Here is a 17540-nt window from a genome sequence, read left to right on the forward strand (position 1 = left end):
TCTCGGCGGTAGGTCACGTGTTCTAGGCACATGGATTATTCCGGAGTTCCTGGCGGATGGCCTCTGTGCCCCACGTGAGGGCGGGTGAGCGCCGGGGGGCGAGCCTCTCTCTCCGCTGCTCGGTCTGCCTCGGTGAGCGGCGCGGCGGGAACGCTCCGACTCGCGATCGGACGCGATGCTAGACGCGCTCGTGAGAGGGGCGATTCAGCGGTTGTCATCGCGCCGTGCGTGCTGCGGTGAACGGCCCCGAACTGTGGTTGTGACCACGATCCAAAGCGGTCATCCGCGCCCGGCGCGCCCGGGTCGCGTCCGCTCCAGACAGAGGAGATCGAGCCGCGCCCCCGCGCGTTCATCGTGTTCACACCTGCGATCGAGGACCTCAGGTTCGAAAGACGTCAGGAGCGTCCTTAAGGTCGACTCCATGAATCGAGCAAGGTCGGGCCCTGGCCCGTATCCTGCTAAGTGCTAAAGCCGAGGGGCAGAGCGCCCGTGACGGCTTCCCTCCCGCCGTCGAATGGGCGCTCTTTTTTGTGCTCTTCGTCCGGGACGCGAGGTCCTAGCGCTCGCGCAGCCGGGCCACCCGGTCGCGCCAGTGCTGGAGATCGAGCGCGGAGAAGACCGCGGCGGCGCGCGCGATCTGGCGCTCGCGCTCCGGATCGCGGCGCGGGAGGTGCCGCGCGAGCTCGAAGCGGGCGCGCGCCTCCTCGACGGGCAGGCCGCGCTGCAAGGCGTCGTCGATCGCCGCGGCCCAGAGCCGCCTCGCGCGCGCGTGGCCGCCGGCGAGCCACGCGGCGAGGCCGCGCAGGCGGAGCGAGGTCGAGCGGCCGAGGGGGAAGATGCGCGCGTACCGGCCGAGCGCGCGGCATGCCTCCGCAGCGAGGTGGGAGAGCTCGCGCCGCTCCGCCGAGCCAGGGGCGTCCTCGAGCAGCGCGAGCAGCACCTCGCACGTCGCCGCATACCCGTACAGGCAGTGGTAGCCCGCCGGCTGTCCCTCGCGGAGCATGGGGAGCGTCCGCTCGGCGGCCGCGCGCGCCTCGCCCCGCGCGCCGCGGAGCAGGTGCCCCAGCGCGACCTGGCCGTGCGTGATCTGCTGCGTGCGATCGCCGAGCCGCTGCACCTCGGCCGAAAGCGCGTCGAAGATGGCGATCGCGCCCTCGCCGTCGCCGAGCAGCAGCCGGCACTGCGCGCGGCCGCTCTCCGCCCAGATGTGGCCCTGCGCGTTGTCGCTCTCGCGCGACGCGATCACCAGCGCGCCGTACAGGTCGAGCGCCTCCCTCCAGCGGCCCTCGGAGTACGCCGCGCCGGCGAGCAGCGTGATGCACTCCTCCTTGCGGCGGCGGTCGTGCAGCGCCTCGGCCAGCCGCTCGGCCTGGGTGAGCAGCGCCCGCGCGTCGCGGCACCGGCCCTCGCCGAGCGCCGTCAGCCCGCGCAGGCACGAGACGAACGCGACGCCTTGCGGGTCGTCGAGCGCCGCGGCGACCGCCGTCGCGCGCGCGGCGTACGCGTCGACGACGGCCGTCCACGGGACGTACCCGAACGCGACGCTCAGGGTCGCGTACCCGCGCGCGAGCGCGAGCGACGGGCCGAGCCGCGCCGCGGCGTTGGTCGCCGCCAGCGCGGCCAGGAAGGCGAGCGTCGGCTCGTTGCGGAACAGGTAGGTCTCCGACAGCTTCTCCGCCGCGAGCGACGCCTCGGCGAGGCGCTCGCGCGCGGCCGCGTCGCGCGCGACCGGGGCCGGCAGGCCGGCGACGTGCGCGAGCTGCAGGCCGAGCTGCTTCAGCGAGGCCATCGCCGGGCGCAGCCGCGCCCCGAGGCCCGCGCGGCCGCTCGCCGCGCGCTCCCCCGCGCGGAGCCACGCGGCCTCGTCCCGGGAGAGCAGCTCCAGCGCCGCCGCGCAGTGCCGCTCCGCGCCGAGCAGATCGCCGAGGTTGTAGTGGGCCTGGCCGAGCCGCCGCTCCCAGCGCGCGCGCCGGATCGGCGGCGCGCGCTCCTCCGGCGGGTGCGCGCCGTCGAGGTCGAGCGCCCTCTTGTAAAAATCCACCGCGTCGCCGGAGGCGCCCGTCGCGAGGGCCTGGGCGCCCGCCTTGTCGAGGTACTCCAGCGTCTCCTGGACGGCGCCCGCGATTCCATAGTGGTGGGCGAGGAGCGGGTACGACAGCGCGAGGCCCGGCGCGTCGCGGTGGAGCCCCTCGATCGCGCGTGCGGCGGCGGCGTGCAGGGCCCGCCGCTCCGGCTCGGGGATGCCCGCGTAGACGATCTCCCGCAGCTTGTCGTGCACGAAGCCGAGCCGCCCCGGCTCCGTCTCCTCGAGCACGTGACGGCGGGCGAGCTCCGCGAGCGCGTCCATGGCGTCGACCTCGGCGAGGCCCGCGGCGCCGAGCAGCAGGCGCTCCTCGAGCTCGCGGCCCAGCACCGAGGCGAGCCGCGCGAGCGCGAGCGCCTCGTGGCTCAGCCCCGACAGCCGGCGCGCCACGAGCTCGCGCAGCGAGCCCGGCAGCGGCAGCGGCGCGGGCGGCTGGCTCCCGCGCGCGGCGCGGGCGAGCCGCTCCGCGGCGGCGCCCTCGGCGCCCGCGCGGATCCGCCACGCGTAGGCCTCGTCCCGGTAGATCACCCGCTCCTGGATCGCGGCCCGGAGGTACTCGGCGATGAAGAACGGGTTCCCCTCCGACTGCTCGAAGAGGTACTGCACGAACGCCTCCGGCGGCTCGTCCAGGGCGAGCATGTCGCGCACCATCCGCCCGACCGAGCCGCGGTCGAGCCGCCCGAGCTCGAGCCGCGAGGCCCAGGGGGCGCCGAGGAGCGAGGAGAGCGCGGGCGACGTCTCCTCGGTCCGGTACGCGCACAGGAGGACGACGGGATGGGCCGCGAAGTAGTCGGCGTCGAGGTGATCGAGGACGGCGCGCGAGTTCTCGTCGGCCCACTGGAGGTCGTCGAGCACGAGCAGGACGGGCCGCGTCGCGGCGAAGGCGGCGAGCGTGTCGGCGAGCGCGGTCCGCAGCCGGTAGCGGGCCGCGTCCGGCGGCAGCTCGGGCGGCTCGGGGTAGCGGTCGTGGCCGTGGAGCTGGGCGAGCGACGGCTCGTGCGGCGCGAGGACCCTGCCGCGCGGGCCGAGCAGCGCGTCGTAGCCCGCGGGGCCGAGCTCGTTGCACCGGTCGGCCACCGCGAGCAGCAGCGGGCGGAACGGGTGCAGCGGCGCGGCCTTGACCGCGCCCTCGCGCTCGACCTCGGCGGACACGGCCGCGCACGCGCCCGTGACCACGGCCATGCGGTTGAGCGCCGCCTGGTGCGCCGCCTCGACGGCGAGGCGCGTCTTGCCCACGCCGCTCTCGCCGCCGACGACGACGAGGCTGCCCTGGCGCCGCTCGTGGGCGCGCTCGAGCGCCGCGGTGATCTGCTGCAGCGCCTCCCCGCGCCCGGCGAGGCGCGGCCGGTACAGGTACGGCTGCGCGTTCGGCACGCGCACGCGCGCGCGCGCCGCGCCGCTCCAGTCGCCCGGCGGCGTGTCGGCCGCGCCGAGCTCGGCGAGGGCGGTCGCGACCTCGTCGGCGTAGCCGAGCCGGTCCTCGGGGCGCTTCTTCAGGAGCCGCGCGATGAGGGCGTCGAGCGCGGGAGGCACGTCGGCGACGAGCTCGGAGGCCGGGAGCGGCTCGGCGTAGAGGTGCATGGACAGCACGACGGAGCTCGAGTCGCCGAGGAACGGGACGGCCCCGGTCACGGCCTCGTAGATCATGCAGCCGAGCGCGTAGAGGTCCGCGCGCGCGTCGACGAGGTCGCCGCGGATCTGCTCGGGGGACATGTAGTCGGGGCTGCCCATCAGCCTGCCGCCCGCCTGGAGCACGTCGCGCCCGGTGTGCCCCTCGAACTGGAAAGCGAGGCCGAAGTCGAAGAGCACCGGCGTGCCGTCCGGGCGGATGAACACGTTGTCCGGCTTGAGATCGCGGTGGACGAGGCCCCGGCCGTGGACGTACGCGAGCGGCCGGCAGATCGCGCGGAGGAGCGTCAGCGCCTGGCGGAGCGCGCCGCCCGCCGCGCGGTGGAACGGGCGCGGCGCGAACGGCTGGTACGAGCGCGGGATGATCGAGGCGGGCGCGATCTCCGCCGTCGCGGTGCTGGCCTGCGCGTTCATGGCCGTGGAGACGCTCACGGTCGGCTCGCTGCTCACGCTCCCGCGGGCGCGCCAGCGCTCCTGGTTGTGATCGCGCAGCGTGCGCCCCTCGATGAGCTCCATCGCGTACCACGGGAGCCCGCCCTGGACCCCCTCGTCGAGCACCCGCACGACGCCCGGGTGCTCGACGCCCCGGAGCGCGTGGATCTCGCGGCGGATGCTGGAGACGAGGCTCTCGTCGCCCACGCAGACGGTCTTCAGCGCCGCGAGCGCGCCCGTGACGCTGTGCTGAGCGCGGTAGACGACCCCCATCCCACCGCGGCCGAGCGGCGCGAGCACCCGCCACGGCCCGATGGACACCGGGACATCCGGAGGGTGCCTGGCCTGCCCCGAGCTCGGCGTCGTGATCATCGAGGGACCGGCGCACCCTTGGCCCGGGCCTGGATTCGCCCCAGGTGGTAGGTCAAAAGCGGCTTCCCGACATCCACGCTGGAGCTGAGTACATCCACCCGACGGCGCGCGATGATGTCACGGCGCGGCCGACCGTACAACAGGTCTGTGTGGAGGCCAGCTCCTCGCACGAACGCCGCGCGGCGGGGCTGCCGCACCGACAGGCGACTACACATGAGGCGGCGGAGCGTGGCTATCGAGGCTCGCGCCGGGGCGGAGGCGCGGCGCGCCTCGCGCCGCCGTCGCGCCGCGCGTGCACGGAGGGAGCGCCGGCGCGCGGCCGCCCTCCGGACGTCAGCGCCGCGCGAGACACGGTGAACCCGGGACTCCGCGGAGGCGCGCTCTGCCGCCGCGGTCGTCGCCGCATGTCGAGGCGCGATGTCGAGGCGAGCCCCGCGGCGCGGCGCTCGGGCGGGGATGTCTCGGTCTGTCGCGGCGAGCGGACCGCCGGGGATCGCCTGCTTTCCCCGCTTGGTGGATTCGACATCTCCGATGTCGTTGTCCCGTTTCATCGAGCTTCTATCGTGCCGTGCGATCCCATCGTGCACAGCTGAGCTCGCGGTACACGGTTTGCTCCCGGTGCGCTCACGGCCCGCGCTGGCGGCCGCACTTAGAAAGGGAACCAACGAATGAAGCATTCGACTCATCTCGGGGCCTTGTTGACCGTCCTGTTGCTCGCTGCGTGCGGCGGCGAAGGTGCAGATTCCGCCCCGACGGACAGCGCCGTGAGCTCCAAGCAGCTCAGGGATCTGACGGCCGATGACGTCCAGTCCGCCTGCGATTCGCTCGCGGCGAGGGTGAAGCTCTCCAAGGAAGATGCCTGTGAGTACCTGGGCCTCGTCGCGTCTCCCGCCGTCGGGCAGCCGTGCGGCACGGTGAAGGACGAGTGCCTCTCCACGGCCGACGAGGCGGCCGCGGATCTGGACGACCACGCGGCGGATTGCATGCCTCCGACCGAGCACCGCGCCGGCTGCTCCGCCACGGTGGCCGAGTACGAGGTCTGCTTGCTCGCCCAGACGCAGCGGGTCCGGGCGCTCACGTGCGACTCGGAGCTGAGCTCGCTCGAGACGGCTCCTCCGGAGTGTGATGCGGTGGCGCGCAAGTGCCCGCAGATCCTGGACGTGGGCGGAGATCAGGGCGCCGAGAGCCCCTGAACACGGCGCCGGGGCGCGGGCGGCCACCGATCATCGGCGATCGATCATCGATCATCGCGCTCAACGTGGACGCACGGCTCGCTGCCTGAACGAATCGCCGGTAGGCACGACACGGCCGCTTGGCGGCCGTGAGTGCCATTGTCCTACCTCTGTTTCCCTGGATCTTTTGATTCCTACCGATATTCGTGCTCGTCCGCGCCTTTCAGGGCATCTCGGCGTATGATGGGCTCCGCAGCCGGCGCGCCCGGGGAGGTTCAACCCTCGGCGTCTCGGCTCAAGCGAAGTCGCGGCTCGCGCCGAGGGTTCGCTGGCACAGAGGAGGATTTCATGAAGATCACCAAGGTTTCCGGAGTGCTCGCCCTGCTGCTGATCGCCGCCGCGGCTGCTTGCGGCAAGGGCGAGCAGCCGGCCGAGGCGAACGCGACGGTCGAGGTGACCGCCACCGCCGAGTCGGCGATCGGCGAAGGCGCCTACGTCGAGGAGCACGAGAGCGGCAAGGCCGCCTTCAACGTCGCTGCCGACGGGAACGTCAAGGCCGCGGTCACGGGTCCGGACGGCAAGCCGATCCGAGAGGACGTCAGCGGCACGCTGGTGTGGAAGGACGCTTCCGGGGAGAAGACCGTGCCGCTCACGCTCGACGCGAAGACCGGCCTCCTGGTCGCCGCCGGCCCCAAGCTCGAGGCGGATCTCACCGAGATCGGCTACACGCTCAGCGTCGCCGGCAAGCCGTGGAACGGGACGCTGCACGTGCCCGCCGGCGGCACCGCCGAGCTCTTCGCCAACGCCAAGGCGTCGGCCGAGCTCGGGCTGCCCGAGGGCAAGCTCGGCCCCCACGGCGGGCGCATCGAGATCGTGGGCGACGACCGCCTCGAGCTCCTGGTCGACGAGGTGACCGGCGAGGTCCGCGTCTATGTGCTCGACGCCGATCTGAAGCCCATCGACATCGGCGAGCGCAAGATCACGCTCGGCGTGGTGGCCGAGGCGCCGCAGGTGGTCGTCCTCGCTCCGGCGGTCGCGACCGCGGACGTGGACGCGACCGCGGCGGCGGGGGTGGCGGCGGGGGCGTACCTGACCGGCAAGCTCGCGCTCGCCGCCGATCCGCTGAAGCTGACCATCGCGGTGCGGAACGCGGGTCGCTCGGCGGTGGCCCTGTGCGGCTACCGGGCCGGGGCGGCGTTCGCCGTTCACGCGCGCGCCCCGCGCGTGAAGGTGCGCGTGAAGACCGATTGGGACGCGCACGTGCACGCGCTCGCGAAAGCCGACCTGAAGGCGAAGGCCGACATCGACCCGAAGGTCCACGTCCACGCGGGGGCGGGCGCCGCTGCGAGGGCCAACGCGAAGGCCAACGTGAACGTCAAGGCGCCGAGCGTCCGCGTGACGCCGCCGAGCGTGAACGTGCAGATCAAGGCGCCGAAGATCTCGATCCCCAAGCCGACCTTCAAGGCGTCGGCGTCGGCCCGCGCGAGCGCGGGCGCCAAGATCGGGCATTGATGCATTGATGCGGCGCGCGGCGGTGACGGGCGCGCCTGTCACCGCCGCAATCCACGAAGCCGCGGCGCCGGCTCGCGACGCGCGCTCACCCGGGGAGCGCGCGATAATCGATCTTCCCCGTCGAGGTCCGCGGTAGCTCGTCCATCGCGACGATCGTGTCCGGGACCATGTACGGGGGCAGCCGCTCCGCCAGGTACAGCCTGAGCGAGCGATCGTCCGCGTCCCCTGCGAGGGCGACGAAGCCGCGCAGCGCCTTGCCGAGGCGCGCGTCCTCCACGGCGATCACCGCGGCCTGGCGCACGGCGGGGTGCGACGCCAGCGCGGCCTCGACCTCGCCCGGCTCGACCCGATACCCCCGGATCTTCACCATCCGGTCGATGCGGCCCCGGAAGTAGAAGAGCCCGTCGGCCTTCCGCTCCACCCGGTCGCGGGTCCGGTACGGGCCGCCGTCCACGGTCGTCGGCCCCGAGACCACGAGCTCGCCCGTCCCGGGGCCCTCGATGACCTGGCCGCCCTCGCCGCCCGCGTCCAGCGCGCGCAGCGCGCAGTCGGCGTAGGGGCACGCGACGCCGATCGGGACCTCGCTCGCCCCGTCGAGCGCCGCGCGGTCGACCCGGTGGAACGTGCAGACGTTCGTCTCGGTCGGGCCGTAGAGGTTGTAGAGCGCCGCGCCGGGCGCCCGCGCCGCCAGGGCCGCGAGCTCGCGCGGCGGGAAGACCTCGCCGGCGAAGAGGATGGCGCGCACGGGCGAGAGCGCTGAAGCCGGCGCGCCCGCGTCCGCCGCGGGGAGCGCCGCGACGAGCTTCATGAACATCGACGGCACGCCGTAGATGACCGTCGGCGCGAGCGCGCTCACCGCGTCGCGGAGCGCGCGGCCCGAGGCGAGGTCGCGCCGCGCCATCGTCGCGAGCGTCGCGCCCGCGCGGAACGTCGCGAGGTGGTCGAACCAGGCGAGATCGAAGACGAGCTCGGCCACGCGGAGGACCCGATCCGCCGGCGTGAGCCCGACGAGCTCGATGCAGAAGGCCGTGAACGCGTCGAGCCCCGCCCACGTGATGGGGACCGGCTTCGGCTCGCCCGTGCTGCCCGAGGTGTGCAGGATGCACGCGACGTCGTGCGCGCGGTCGTCGCAAGCGCCGCCGTCGCCGCTCGCCCCGTCGTCGCCGCCCGCGTCGGCGCGCGCCGCCCCGCGCAGCGTGCGCCCCTCGGCGTCGAGCTCGACGCGCGGCAGGCCGCCGAGCTCGGCGTCGATGCCGTCCGCGAGGCCCGCGGCTGCGGCGTCGAGCACGAGCGCCCGGCACCCCCGGGCCCGCGCGATCCGCCCGAGCCGCGCCGGCGGCGCGGCCGCGTCGAGCGGGACCGCCACGGCGCCGGCCGTGAGCACCCCGGCGAGCGCCACCGGCTCGTCGTGCGCCCGGCCCAGCGAGAGCAGCGCCACCCGGTCGCCCGGGCGCACGCCCGCCCCGGCGAGCGCCGCGCCCACGGCGGCCGCGCGCGCCGCGAGCTCGGCGTAGGTCACCGCGGCGCCGCGCGACGCGAGCGCGACGGCGTCGCCGCGCGCGGCCAGGTCCCGGGCGCGCAGGCGGAACGTGCCGGCCACCGGCTCCCCGCTAGCCCTGCGCGGCCGCGATGCGGCCGGCGACGAAGCGCGCCATGCTGTCCACGGTCGACACCGCGTCGAGGTCCACCTCCTCGTCCGGGATCTTCACGCCGAAGCGCTGCTCGATGAACACGAGCACCCGCGTCAGCGACATCGAGTCGAAGCCGGACCCGCCCGCAAAGAGATCCTCGTCCAGGGCGAGCGGCGCCTTGCGCAGCAGGATCTCCTTTGCGATATGGTCGTGCAGCGCGCGCCGCACCGTGTCGAGATCGTAGGTCACCGCAATCGTCCCTTTCCAGCCGGAGCCCGGGCGCTCAGCCGATGGCCGGCGTCGCCTTGCGGGCAAGATAGTCGATGAGGTCGATCTTGGACACGACGCCGAGCACCGTCTCCTTGTCGACGACGAGCGCGATCTTCGCGTCGCTCAGGACGCCCTTCAGGAGCTCGACCTTCGTCGCGGGCGTCACGGTCGCATAGTCGCTCTCGACGAGCCCGCCGATGCTCGAGTCGAGCGTGCCGCTCCCCGTCACGAGGTGCCGGAGCAGGTCGATCTCGTGGACCATCCCGCTCAGCTTGCCGTCCTGGGTCACCGGGAGCTGGCTTATCCCGTGCGATTTCATCATGTCGATGACCTCGCGGACCCGGGCGTTCGCGTCGGCGGTGACCACCGCCCCGCTGGGCTTGACGGCGAGCAGGTCGCGCACCGTCCCGAGGCCCTTGTCCTCCTCGAGGAAGCCGTTCTCTCGCATCCAGTCGTCATTGAAGATCTTCGAGATGTACTTGGACGCGCCGTCGGGCAAGAGGACGAGGATGTTCTCCTTCTTCCCGCTCTGCCGCGCATACTTGATCGCGCCGGCCACCGCCGCGCCCCCGGAGCCGCCCACGAAGAGGCCCTCGAGCCGCACGAGGTCCCGCGTCATGAGGAAGCACTCCTTGTCGTCGACCCGGATGATCTCGTCGATGATCTTGAGGTTCATCGTGCTCGGGAAGAAATCCTCTCCGATCCCCTCGACCTTGTAGGCAAACGGCTTCGTGATCCGCTGGGTCTTCACGTAATCGTAATAGAGCGAGCCGACCGGGTCGACGCCGACCATCTTGATCTCCGGCTTCCTCTCCTTGAGGAACTTGCCAATGCCGCTCAGGGTGCCCCCTGTCCCCATGCCGGCGACGAAGACGTCGAGCTCGTCGCCGCACTGCGCCCAGATCTCGGGGCCGGTGGACCGGACGTGGGCCTCGGGGTTCGACGGGTTTTGGTACTGGTTCGCGTAGAAGCAGTTCGGCGTCTCGTCGGCGATGCGCTTGGCCACCTGGTAGTAGCTGCGCGGGTCGTCGGGCTCGACGGCGGTGGGACAGACCACGACGCGGGCGCCATAGGCGCGCAGCGTCGCGATCTTCTCCTGCGACATCTTGTCCGGCATGACGAAGACGCACTTGTATCCCCGGATGGCCGCGACCATGGCGAGCGCGGCGCCCGTGTTGCCGCTGGTCGCCTCGACGATCGTCCCGCCGGGCTTGAGCCCGTTCGCCTCGGCGTCGCGGATCATGTTCAGCGCGACCCGATCCTTGTGGCTGCCGCCCGGGTTCAGGTACTCGCACTTCACATAGATGTCGCTCTCGAGCCCCTCCGCGACCCGGTTCAGCTTGACGATCGGCGTGTCGCCGACGGCCTTCGTGATATCGCTGCGCGCGCCTCGCATCATGGGGAGACCTCTTAGCCGCCGCGCGCCGCAGCGACAAGGGGAGCACGCGAGAGGCAGGCTCGCCGAGGCGCTGGCGAGAGCGCGCGCCAGCCGTGACGGCCGTGGCTGCCGGGCCCGGCCGCCGGTCATCCTTCCTATTCTTCCGGGAGGAACGACAAAGGAAATTGTGTTTACGATGGGGGCCATATCGCCCCTATCCGGCACGTTATCGTCACGGGTTCAAAGGCCCTGACGGTGGCGAGCCAGAGATCTCCGGCGCGAGCCGCCGGGGCGCGGCGCTGACGCGCTGACGCGCTGACGCGCTGACGTCGACGCCACGCGGCGCCGCTGCGCGCGCAGGGGCGAGCGGACCGGCGGGCGATCTCGCGCCGCGCTCCCTGTGGTAGACTGGCGAAATGGCGTCCGAGCCGAAGATCCACCCGAGCGCCGAGACGGCGCTCCTCAAGGTCCGCTCCAAGGAGATCGCGTTCAGCCGCTTCCGCGTGCAGGTGACCGCCGGCCCGGACGCCGGGGCGTCCCAGACGTCGGACGCGACGGAGTTCGTGATCGGCACGGCGCCCGGCAACCAGCTCATCCTCACCGACCGGGCGGTGTCGCGGCACCATTGCGTGATCTCGGTCACCCCGCGGGGGTTCTTTCTCCGCGATCTCGGCAGCAAGAACGGCACGACCCTCTCCGGCTTCCGCGTCGAGGCGGCCTATCTCCTGCCGGGCGCCTTGCTCGGGGTCGGGCAGTCCACGCTCCGCTTCGAGCCGCTGGCCGAGGAGATCCGCGAGCCGCTCGGCGACGAGGAGCGGTACGGCCGGGTGCTCGGGCAGAGCGCCGCGATGCGCCGCATCTTCGGGGCGCTGCCGCGGATCGCCGCGTCGGACTCGACGGTGCTGATCGAGGGCGAGACGGGCACGGGCAAGGGCCTGCTCGCCGAGGCGATCCACGAGAGCAGCCCGCGCGCGGGGGGGCCGTTCGTCGTGATCGACTGCGGATCCATCCCGCCGACGCTCATCGAGGCCGAGCTCTTCGGGCACGCGAAGGGGGCGTTCACGGGCGCGCAGGCGGCGCGCGCGGGCGCCTTCGAGGCGGCGCGGGGCGGCACCGTGCTGCTCGACGAGATGGGCGAGCTCCCGCTCGACATGCAGCCGAAGCTCCTGCGCGTGCTCGAGGAGCGGCAGATCCGGCGCATCGGCACGATCGAGCCGACCAAGCTCGATATCCGGGTCATCGCGACGACCAACCGCGATCTCCGCCAGGAGGTGAACCGCGGAAACTTCCGGTCGGATCTCTACTACCGGCTCAACATCGTCCGCCTCCGCGTCCCCGCGCTGCGCGAGCGCCCCGACGACATCGCGCTGCTCACCGCGCATTTCTACCGGCAGCTCGCGCAGGGGCAGGACCAGAGCCCCCCGGGCGAGCTGCTCGAGGCCTTCATGCGGCAGGACTGGCCGGGCAACGTCCGCGAGCTCCGCGGCGCGGTGGAGCGCGCGGTGCTGATGATCGATCCCGCGCTGTTCCGCGAGGCCGTGATGGGCTCCGAGGGGGCGGACAGCGGCGCTCCGGCGCTCCCGGCGCCCCGGGACGACGAGCTCAGCCTGTCGTTCCGCGAGGCGAAGGAGCGCGCCGTGGCGCGCTGGGAGCGCACGTTCCTCACGGCGCTCGTGCGCGCGAACGGCGGCAACCTCTCGCGCGCGGCCCGCGCTGCGCGGATGGACCGCAGCCACCTGCGCGAGCTCCTCCAGCGGCACGGCGTCTCGGCGACGGAGGCGTGACGGCCGGGCCCGCGGGCCAGCGCCGGAGACGGCCGCGCGCGCGGCTGGTGCGTGGTGAGCGGCCAGGGCGGCGCCGGAGGCGGCCCGCCTGACCTCCGGCGGGCGGCGCCAGGGCGCGCCCTCTCGCTGGTCACTGATTGGCCTTCTGCCGGTCCTCTCCCTTGAGCTCCTTGGCCTTCCCTTCGGCGGCCATCTGCTCGTCGTCGACCAGCTTGCCGACTCGGTTCTTGATCGCGCCGGCGGCCTCCTCGACCGCGCCCTTCGCGCGCTCCTCCGCCTTGGCGTCCTCCTTCTGTACCTTTCCCCGGAGCTCCTTGGCGCGGCCCTCCGCTTCCATCTGCTCGTCGCCGAGCAGCTGGCCGATGCCCTTCTTGATCTTGCCGCCCAGCTCTTCGGCGGCCCCTTCATTGCGATCGCTTGTGTTGCTCATTGCATCCTCCTCGTGGCGTGGCCGCCGCAGCGCCTCTCTGCGGCGCGCCGCCGCGGTTGACCTCGCATTGGCAACCTCCGGATCTAGCAACCGGTGCGCCATGCCATCGGAAACGGGGTTTTCGAGGACGCGGAAGGGCGATTGGGGCAGGCTACCTCGCCCGCGCTCTGTCTCTCGGCTCGCCTGAGGCAATACGCCACGCGGCGGCCAAGCAAGCAATCCCACGGTCCGACCGGGCGGCTTCCGCTCTCCCGGGGGCGCACCGCGCTGCGGTCGGATTTCGCGGTGAATGCGGCGATGCGAGCGCTCTGTCCGCGGCGTTCAGCTCGGCTGGGCGTCTGTGGAGAGCCGGGACTCCAGGGCATGGCGCGGCGTTTGCTGAACAGCCTGCATAGCAACGAGGAGCGCTTCGCTCCTTTCTGGGAGGTTCACCATGTCGTTCATTCTCTTTCTCCTGTTTGGCCTCGTCGTCGGTGCTCTGGCGCGCCTCATCGTCCCTGGACGTGAGCCGGGCGGGTGGGTCGTCTCGATGATCATCGGCGTTGTCGGCGCCTTCATCGGCGGGCTGCTCGGCCGCATGTTGTTCATGTACCGTGAAGGTGAGCCGGCCGGCTTCTTCATGTCGCTCATCGGCGCCATCCTGCTGACCGCCGGCTATCAGGCGATCGCGCGGCGCCGTACGGCGGTATGAGCGAGCGGAGCGATCCTCTCTCGAGGCGCCACGCCCGATACAGGCCCACGGCGCTGCATGAAGGAGCTCTCGATCCGCCGCCCCGATCTGTAACGTCCGGGAGCACCTCGGGCCGAGAAGCAGGAGGCGCGGAGGAGGCGCCGCGGTCCGTGAGCGCGATCTCGGCTCAGGCGGCGCGGCGCGCTCCCCTCCCGCTCGGCAGGCCGGAGGGGCCCTGCTCGTCGCACGGCCCATCCCCCAGGGTCGTACGACGAGCAGGGCCTTCGGCGGCCTGTCGCGGCCTGCGGCGCGGACTCCTGCGCCGGCTCCGCGTTTTTCCGCCGGCGTCGCGCCCGCTCGCCGGGTAACGCTTGACGCCGCAGGAAGCTTTGGGCTTGCTAGCGGGCTCCGCGCTTTTGCCCAAGGTCCTGGCCATGTCGTTCTCGATCCTGCCCCCGCCGATCACGCCCCTCGCCGCGATCCTGCCGTCCGAGCCGCTGCTGCTCATGGGCGCCGGTCCGGTGCCCATCCCGCAGGCGGTGGCCCAGGCGAACGGGGTCATCATCAATCACCTCGGCCCCACCATGGACCGCGTCATCCAGAACGTGAAGTACATGGCGGCCTATGCGTTCCAGACGCGCAGCGACAAGATCCTCGGCCTCGCCGGGCCCGCGTCCGCGGCGATGGAGATGGCCGTGGCGAACCTGTGCTGGCCCGGGCGCAAGGTCCTTTGCCTCAAGGTGGGGACGTTCAGCGGGCGCCTCGGCGAGATGGCGCTCGGCGTGGGCGCCGATGTCACCTACCTCGAGGGGCCGCCCGGGCGGCCCGTGTCGCTCGCGGACGTGCGGGAGGCGATGAAGAAGCAGCGCTACGACGTGGTCACGATGGCGCACGGCGAGACGTCCTGCGGCGTCCGCATGGTCGAGATGCCGGAGATCTGCAAGCTCGCGAAGACGCAGGGGGCCCTCACGATCGTCGACGCGGTGGTCACGCTCACGGCCATGCCGGTGCACATGGACGAGTGGGGCATCGACGTCGGCATCGTCGGCGGGCAGAAGGCGCTGTCGTCGATCCCGGGCGTCTCGGCCTGCGCGTTCTCGCAGGACGCGTGGAAGGTCGTCGAGGAGCGCCCCCTGCCGCGCCCGCACTGGTGCTACGACGCGACGCGCGCGCAGCGGTTCTGGGGCTACCAGCAGTACCACTACACGGCGCCGGTGCCCGGCGTGCTCGCGCTGCACGAGGCGCTGCGCCTCGTCTGCGAGGAGACGCTCGAGCGGCGGTTCCGTCGCCACGAGATGAGCTCTCTGGCCATGCAGGCGGGCCTCGAGGCCATGGGGCTCGAGCTGTTCGCGTCGAAGGACGTGCGCCTCAACAGCGTGCTCGCCATCAAGCTGCCGTCCGGCGTCGATAGCGCGCGGATCCGCGAGTACATGACCAAGGCCTTCCGCGTCGAGATCTCGGGCGCCTTCGGCCTCAACATCGTGCGTGTGGGCCAGATGGGCGAGCAGTGCCGCTCGCACAACCTGTTCAAGACGCTCTACGCGATGGGGATGAGCTTCCAGCGAGAGGGCGTGAAGCTCGACGTCGCCAAGGGAATGGCCGCGCTGGAGCAGGGGCTGGCGGGCGATCGCGATTACTTCGTGGACTAGCTCTGCCCCACGGTGGCCCGGTCCGGGATGGCCGGACCTCCGCGCCGCCTCGCGGCGGCAAGGGCTTGCTCGCGGCGCTTGCCGGCGTCGATCCGGCTCCGGTGCGCGTCGAGCAGGTCGCTGCGCGTCAGGATCCCGAGGACCTTGCGGGGGGCCTGCCTGGACACGACAGGGAGCCTCCCCACCCCCTCGGTGACCATGTGATCGGCGGCCTCGCGCAGGGAGCTGTCCTCGAACACAACGGCGGGCGGCCGCCGGACCAGGTGGCGGATGGAGATGGTGCCGGCCTGCTCGCTGAGCACGTCGCGCTGGGTGACCACGCCGATGAGCTCCCCACGGGCGTCCACGACCGGGAAGCCCTGGTGGCGGGAGCCCTTCCCCTGCGACAGCAGGAAGGCGCGGGCCGCCTCGACCGTATCGTCGGCGGCGAGCGTCACGGCGGGGCGCGAGGCGGCCTCGCCCGCGGTGATCTGCGCCAGGTGATCGGCCGCGTACTCGCCCGGCACACGCGCGCCGCGGCGGGCGATCTTCTCCGTCATGATGGAGTGCCGCATCAGCAGGCTGGAGATGAGGAAGGCCGCGCTGCAGCCGCCGAGCAGCGGCAGCAGCCCCATCGGCTGCCGGGTCGTCTCGAACGCGAAGACGACGGACGCGAGGAGCGCCCGGGACGCGCCCGCGAAGATCGCCGCCATCCCGACGAGCCCGGCGACGCGCGCGTCCACGCCGAGCTCGGGGAGGAGCGCGCTCGCGGCCAGGCCGAGGATCGCGCCGAGCGCGCCGCCGACGGTGAAGAGCGGCGCGAGCGTCCCGCCCGAGGTGCCGCTGCCGAGCGCGATCGACCAGGAGATGAACTTCATCAGCGCGAGCGACACGAGCGCGGCGAGCGCCAGGCGGCCGCTCAGGATGTCGTCGATGTTGCTGTACCCGACCCCGAGCGTCCGCGGCGCGAAGTAGCCCACGACGCCGATCGCGACGGCGCCGATGGCCGGCCACCACATCCAGTGGAGGGGCAGGCGCTCGAACGCCTCCTCGATCGCGTAGATCGCGCGGGTCGCGCCCATCGCGGCGAGGCCGAGGACCGCGCCGAGCACGATGTAGAAGGCGAGCGCGGCGCCTGAAGAGGGCGCCACGGCGGGCATCTCGAACGCGGGCGCTGTGTGGCCTGCAGCCAGGCGCGCCGCGGTCGCCGTCGTCGCGGCGAGGGCGACGGGGATCACCGAGCGCGGGCGGTACTCGAAGAGGAGGAGCTCGATCGCGAGCAGCACGGCCGCCACGGGGCTGCCGAAGGTCGCCGACATGCCCGCCGCCGCGCCCGCGGCGAGCAGCGTCTTGCGCTCGTCCGCGGTGATCCGGAGCAGCTGCCCGACGAGCGAGCCGAGCGCGCCGCCGGTCGCGATGATGGGGCCCTCCGCGCCGAACGGCCCGCCGGTGCCGATGGCGATCGCGGCGGAGAGCGGCTTGAGCAGCGTCATCCGCGGCGGGATGCGGCTCTCGTTGAACAGCACCTGCTCCATGGCCTCCGGGATGCCGTGGCCGCGGATCGCCTGGGAACCGTAGCGCGCCATCACGCCGACGATGAGCGCGCCGACGATCGGCACGACGAGGACGAGGAGGCCCAGCTGGTGATCGGCGGGCGACGCGGGGGCGGCGGACAGCCGGCCGAAGAACGCGAGGTTCGTGATGACGGCGATGAGCGTGGTGAGCAGCTCCGCAGCGAGGAAGGCCACGCCGCCGAGCGCGATCGCGAGGCCGCTGACGAGGACGACCCGCCGGTCGACGGCGGCGCTGGGCGCGGGGACGCGGAGGTCTTCGAGGGTCGGGCCCATCGAGGGGGCGACCGGGATGCTCTCGGTGACTGGTGGAAGTGGGGCGTTCGATCTGGACAAGTCAGCTCTCCTCGCGGTCTGTCGCTTCGGGTTCGGCTCTGGCGGGGGTCTCCTCGCCTTCGAAGAACAGCGGGGGGGCCTCGTCGCCGGCGCCGAGCGCCCGGGCGAGGGTGGCGAGGCTCTGCGCGAGCGCGCCGCGCTCGTCGGCGGGCAGGCGATCGACGGCGATGACGAGCTCGGCCTGCGCGGTGCGGGGCGCGCGGCGGAGCAGCGCGCGGCCGGCCGTGGTGAGCGAGATCTCGGTCCGGCGCGCGTCCTCGGGCGAGGCGCGCCGGGTGACGAGCCCTCGCTCGGCCAGGCGCGTCACCACGACCGACACCGAGCTCTGGTGCGTCAGCGTGCGCTGCGCGAGCTCGGCGATCGAGGACGCGGCGGCCTGATCGAGCTGCTGCAGCACGAACAGCTGCGCGCTGCTCAGGCCGAGCTGCCGCTCGCACGCGCGCGACGAGACGCGCAGGCGCTGCACGATCGCGCGGATCGCATCCATGACCCGCTGCGCGTCGGGCCCGCCGGGGGCCTGCCGCGCGGGGCTCTTCCGGCGCGCCGTCGAGGAACCATGGGCTCCCATATAATTGCGCGGAACCTACGCCGCTCGCCGGTCAACCGCAAGCAGTCTGCGGACCCCTCGAGGGGCGTGGGCGG

12 protein-coding genes are annotated in these 17540 nt (G+C 72.9%); 5 read left to right on the forward strand and 7 right to left on the reverse strand.

Annotated elements, in window-relative coordinates; genetic code table 11:
• Positions 1–556: 556 nt before the first annotated feature.
• Entirely contained in the window at positions 557–4516 is a 3960-nt protein-coding gene (locus WMF22_RS02370) for a serine/threonine-protein kinase (RefSeq protein WP_438034693.1), read from the reverse strand.
• 668 nt (positions 4517–5184) lie between these two features.
• Here WMF22_RS02370 and WMF22_RS02375 point away from each other — a divergent pair.
• Both WMF22_RS02375 and WMF22_RS02380 read left to right on the forward strand, forming a co-directional pair.
• Positions 5185–5709, forward strand: a complete 525-nt coding sequence (locus WMF22_RS02375) for a hypothetical protein (protein ID WP_438034694.1) — start codon at positions 5185–5187, stop codon at positions 5707–5709.
• Positions 5710–6036: 327 nt separating this feature from the next.
• Entirely contained in the window at positions 6037–7200 is a 1164-nt protein-coding gene (locus tag WMF22_RS02380; RefSeq protein WP_437297512.1) for a hypothetical protein, read from the forward strand.
• Between the two features lie 85 nt (positions 7201–7285).
• Here the strand turns inward: WMF22_RS02380 and WMF22_RS02385 are convergent, their stop codons facing one another.
• Genes WMF22_RS02385 through WMF22_RS02395 form a run of 3 tightly spaced genes read right to left on the reverse strand, consistent with a single transcriptional unit; the run spans position 7286 to position 10500 of the window.
• Positions 7286–8800 (reverse strand): AMP-binding protein, encoded by a 1515-nt coding sequence (locus tag WMF22_RS02385; protein WP_438034695.1) that lies wholly within the window; start codon positions 8798–8800, stop codon positions 7286–7288.
• Between the two features lie 10 nt (positions 8801–8810).
• Positions 8811–9080: an acyl carrier protein gene (locus tag WMF22_RS02390; protein ID WP_012233072.1), complete on the reverse strand. Its 270-nt coding sequence runs from the start codon at positions 9078–9080 to the stop codon at positions 8811–8813.
• Positions 9081–9114: 34 nt separating this feature from the next.
• Positions 9115–10500 (reverse strand): cystathionine beta-synthase, encoded by a 1386-nt coding sequence (locus WMF22_RS02395; RefSeq protein ID WP_438034696.1) that lies wholly within the window; start codon positions 10498–10500, stop codon positions 9115–9117.
• A 395-nt stretch (positions 10501–10895) separates the two neighbouring features.
• Here WMF22_RS02395 and WMF22_RS02400 point away from each other — a divergent pair, with 395 nt between their 5' ends.
• The gene (locus WMF22_RS02400) at positions 10896–12263 is read left to right on the forward strand and encodes a sigma 54-interacting transcriptional regulator (protein ID WP_437992283.1); all 1368 of its coding nucleotides are present in this window, start codon (positions 10896–10898) and stop codon (positions 12261–12263) included.
• Between the two features lie 130 nt (positions 12264–12393).
• Here the strand turns inward: WMF22_RS02400 and WMF22_RS02405 are convergent, their stop codons facing one another.
• On the reverse strand, positions 12394–12693 hold the full coding sequence (locus WMF22_RS02405) for a CsbD family protein (protein WP_438034697.1): 300 nt from the start codon (positions 12691–12693) through the stop codon (positions 12394–12396).
• A gap of 433 nt (positions 12694–13126) precedes the next feature.
• On the opposite strand from WMF22_RS02405, the gene WMF22_RS02410 reads away from it, so the two are divergent.
• A complete protein-coding gene (locus WMF22_RS02410; RefSeq protein WP_437297517.1) occupies positions 13127–13384 on the forward strand; it encodes a GlsB/YeaQ/YmgE family stress response membrane protein in 258 nt (85 codons plus the stop codon).
• Positions 13385–13797: 413 nt separating this feature from the next.
• On the forward strand, positions 13798–15012 hold the full coding sequence (locus WMF22_RS02415) for a pyridoxal-phosphate-dependent aminotransferase family protein (protein WP_437297518.1): 1215 nt from the start codon (positions 13798–13800) through the stop codon (positions 15010–15012).
• Here WMF22_RS02415 and WMF22_RS02420 read toward each other — a convergent pair.
• Together WMF22_RS02420 and WMF22_RS02425 are read right to left on the reverse strand one after the other, a co-directional pair.
• Positions 15009–16838 (reverse strand): chloride channel protein, encoded by a 1830-nt coding sequence (locus WMF22_RS02420; RefSeq protein WP_438037229.1) that lies wholly within the window; start codon positions 16836–16838, stop codon positions 15009–15011. The two genes, WMF22_RS02415 and WMF22_RS02420, sit on opposite strands and share 4 nt — an antisense overlap.
• A gap of 61 nt (positions 16839–16899) precedes the next feature.
• Positions 16900–17466 carry a MarR family winged helix-turn-helix transcriptional regulator gene (locus tag WMF22_RS02425; protein ID WP_438034698.1) on the reverse strand — a complete coding sequence of 189 codons (567 nt, stop codon included), beginning with the start codon at positions 17464–17466 and terminating at the stop codon, positions 16900–16902.
• Positions 17467–17540: the final 74 nt, after the last annotated feature.

Origin of the sequence: Sorangium sp. So ce204 (genome assembly GCF_051526795.1) — a bacterium.
In the GTDB taxonomy this organism is placed as follows: domain Bacteria; phylum Myxococcota_A; class Polyangia; order Polyangiales; family Polyangiaceae; genus Sorangium; species Sorangium cellulosum_B.

Excerpts from the sequence above, each read along its gene's own strand:
- WMF22_RS02410 (WP_437297517.1), top strand. The coding sequence starts at position 13,127 with ATGTCGTTCATTCTCTTTCTCCTGTTTGGCCTCGTCGTCGGTGCTCTG.
- WMF22_RS02380 (WP_437297512.1), top strand. The coding sequence starts at position 6,037 with ATGAAGATCACCAAGGTTTCCGGAGTGCTCGCCCTGCTGCTGATCGCC.
- WMF22_RS02375 (WP_438034694.1), top strand. The coding sequence starts at position 5,185 with ATGAAGCATTCGACTCATCTCGGGGCCTTGTTGACCGTCCTGTTGCTC.
- WMF22_RS02370 (WP_438034693.1), bottom strand. The coding sequence starts at position 4,516 with ATGATCACGACGCCGAGCTCGGGGCAGGCCAGGCACCCTCCGGATGTC.
- WMF22_RS02405 (WP_438034697.1), bottom strand. The coding sequence starts at position 12,693 with ATGAGCAACACAAGCGATCGCAATGAAGGGGCCGCCGAAGAGCTGGGC.
- WMF22_RS02420 (WP_438037229.1), bottom strand. The coding sequence starts at position 16,838 with ATGGGCCCGACCCTCGAAGACCTCCGCGTCCCCGCGCCCAGCGCCGCC.
- WMF22_RS02425 (WP_438034698.1), bottom strand. The coding sequence starts at position 17,466 with ATGGGAGCCCATGGTTCCTCGACGGCGCGCCGGAAGAGCCCCGCGCGG.
- WMF22_RS02415 (WP_437297518.1), top strand. The coding sequence starts at position 13,798 with ATGTCGTTCTCGATCCTGCCCCCGCCGATCACGCCCCTCGCCGCGATC.
- WMF22_RS02395 (WP_438034696.1), bottom strand. The coding sequence starts at position 10,500 with ATGATGCGAGGCGCGCGCAGCGATATCACGAAGGCCGTCGGCGACACG.
- WMF22_RS02400 (WP_437992283.1), top strand. The coding sequence starts at position 10,896 with ATGGCGTCCGAGCCGAAGATCCACCCGAGCGCCGAGACGGCGCTCCTC.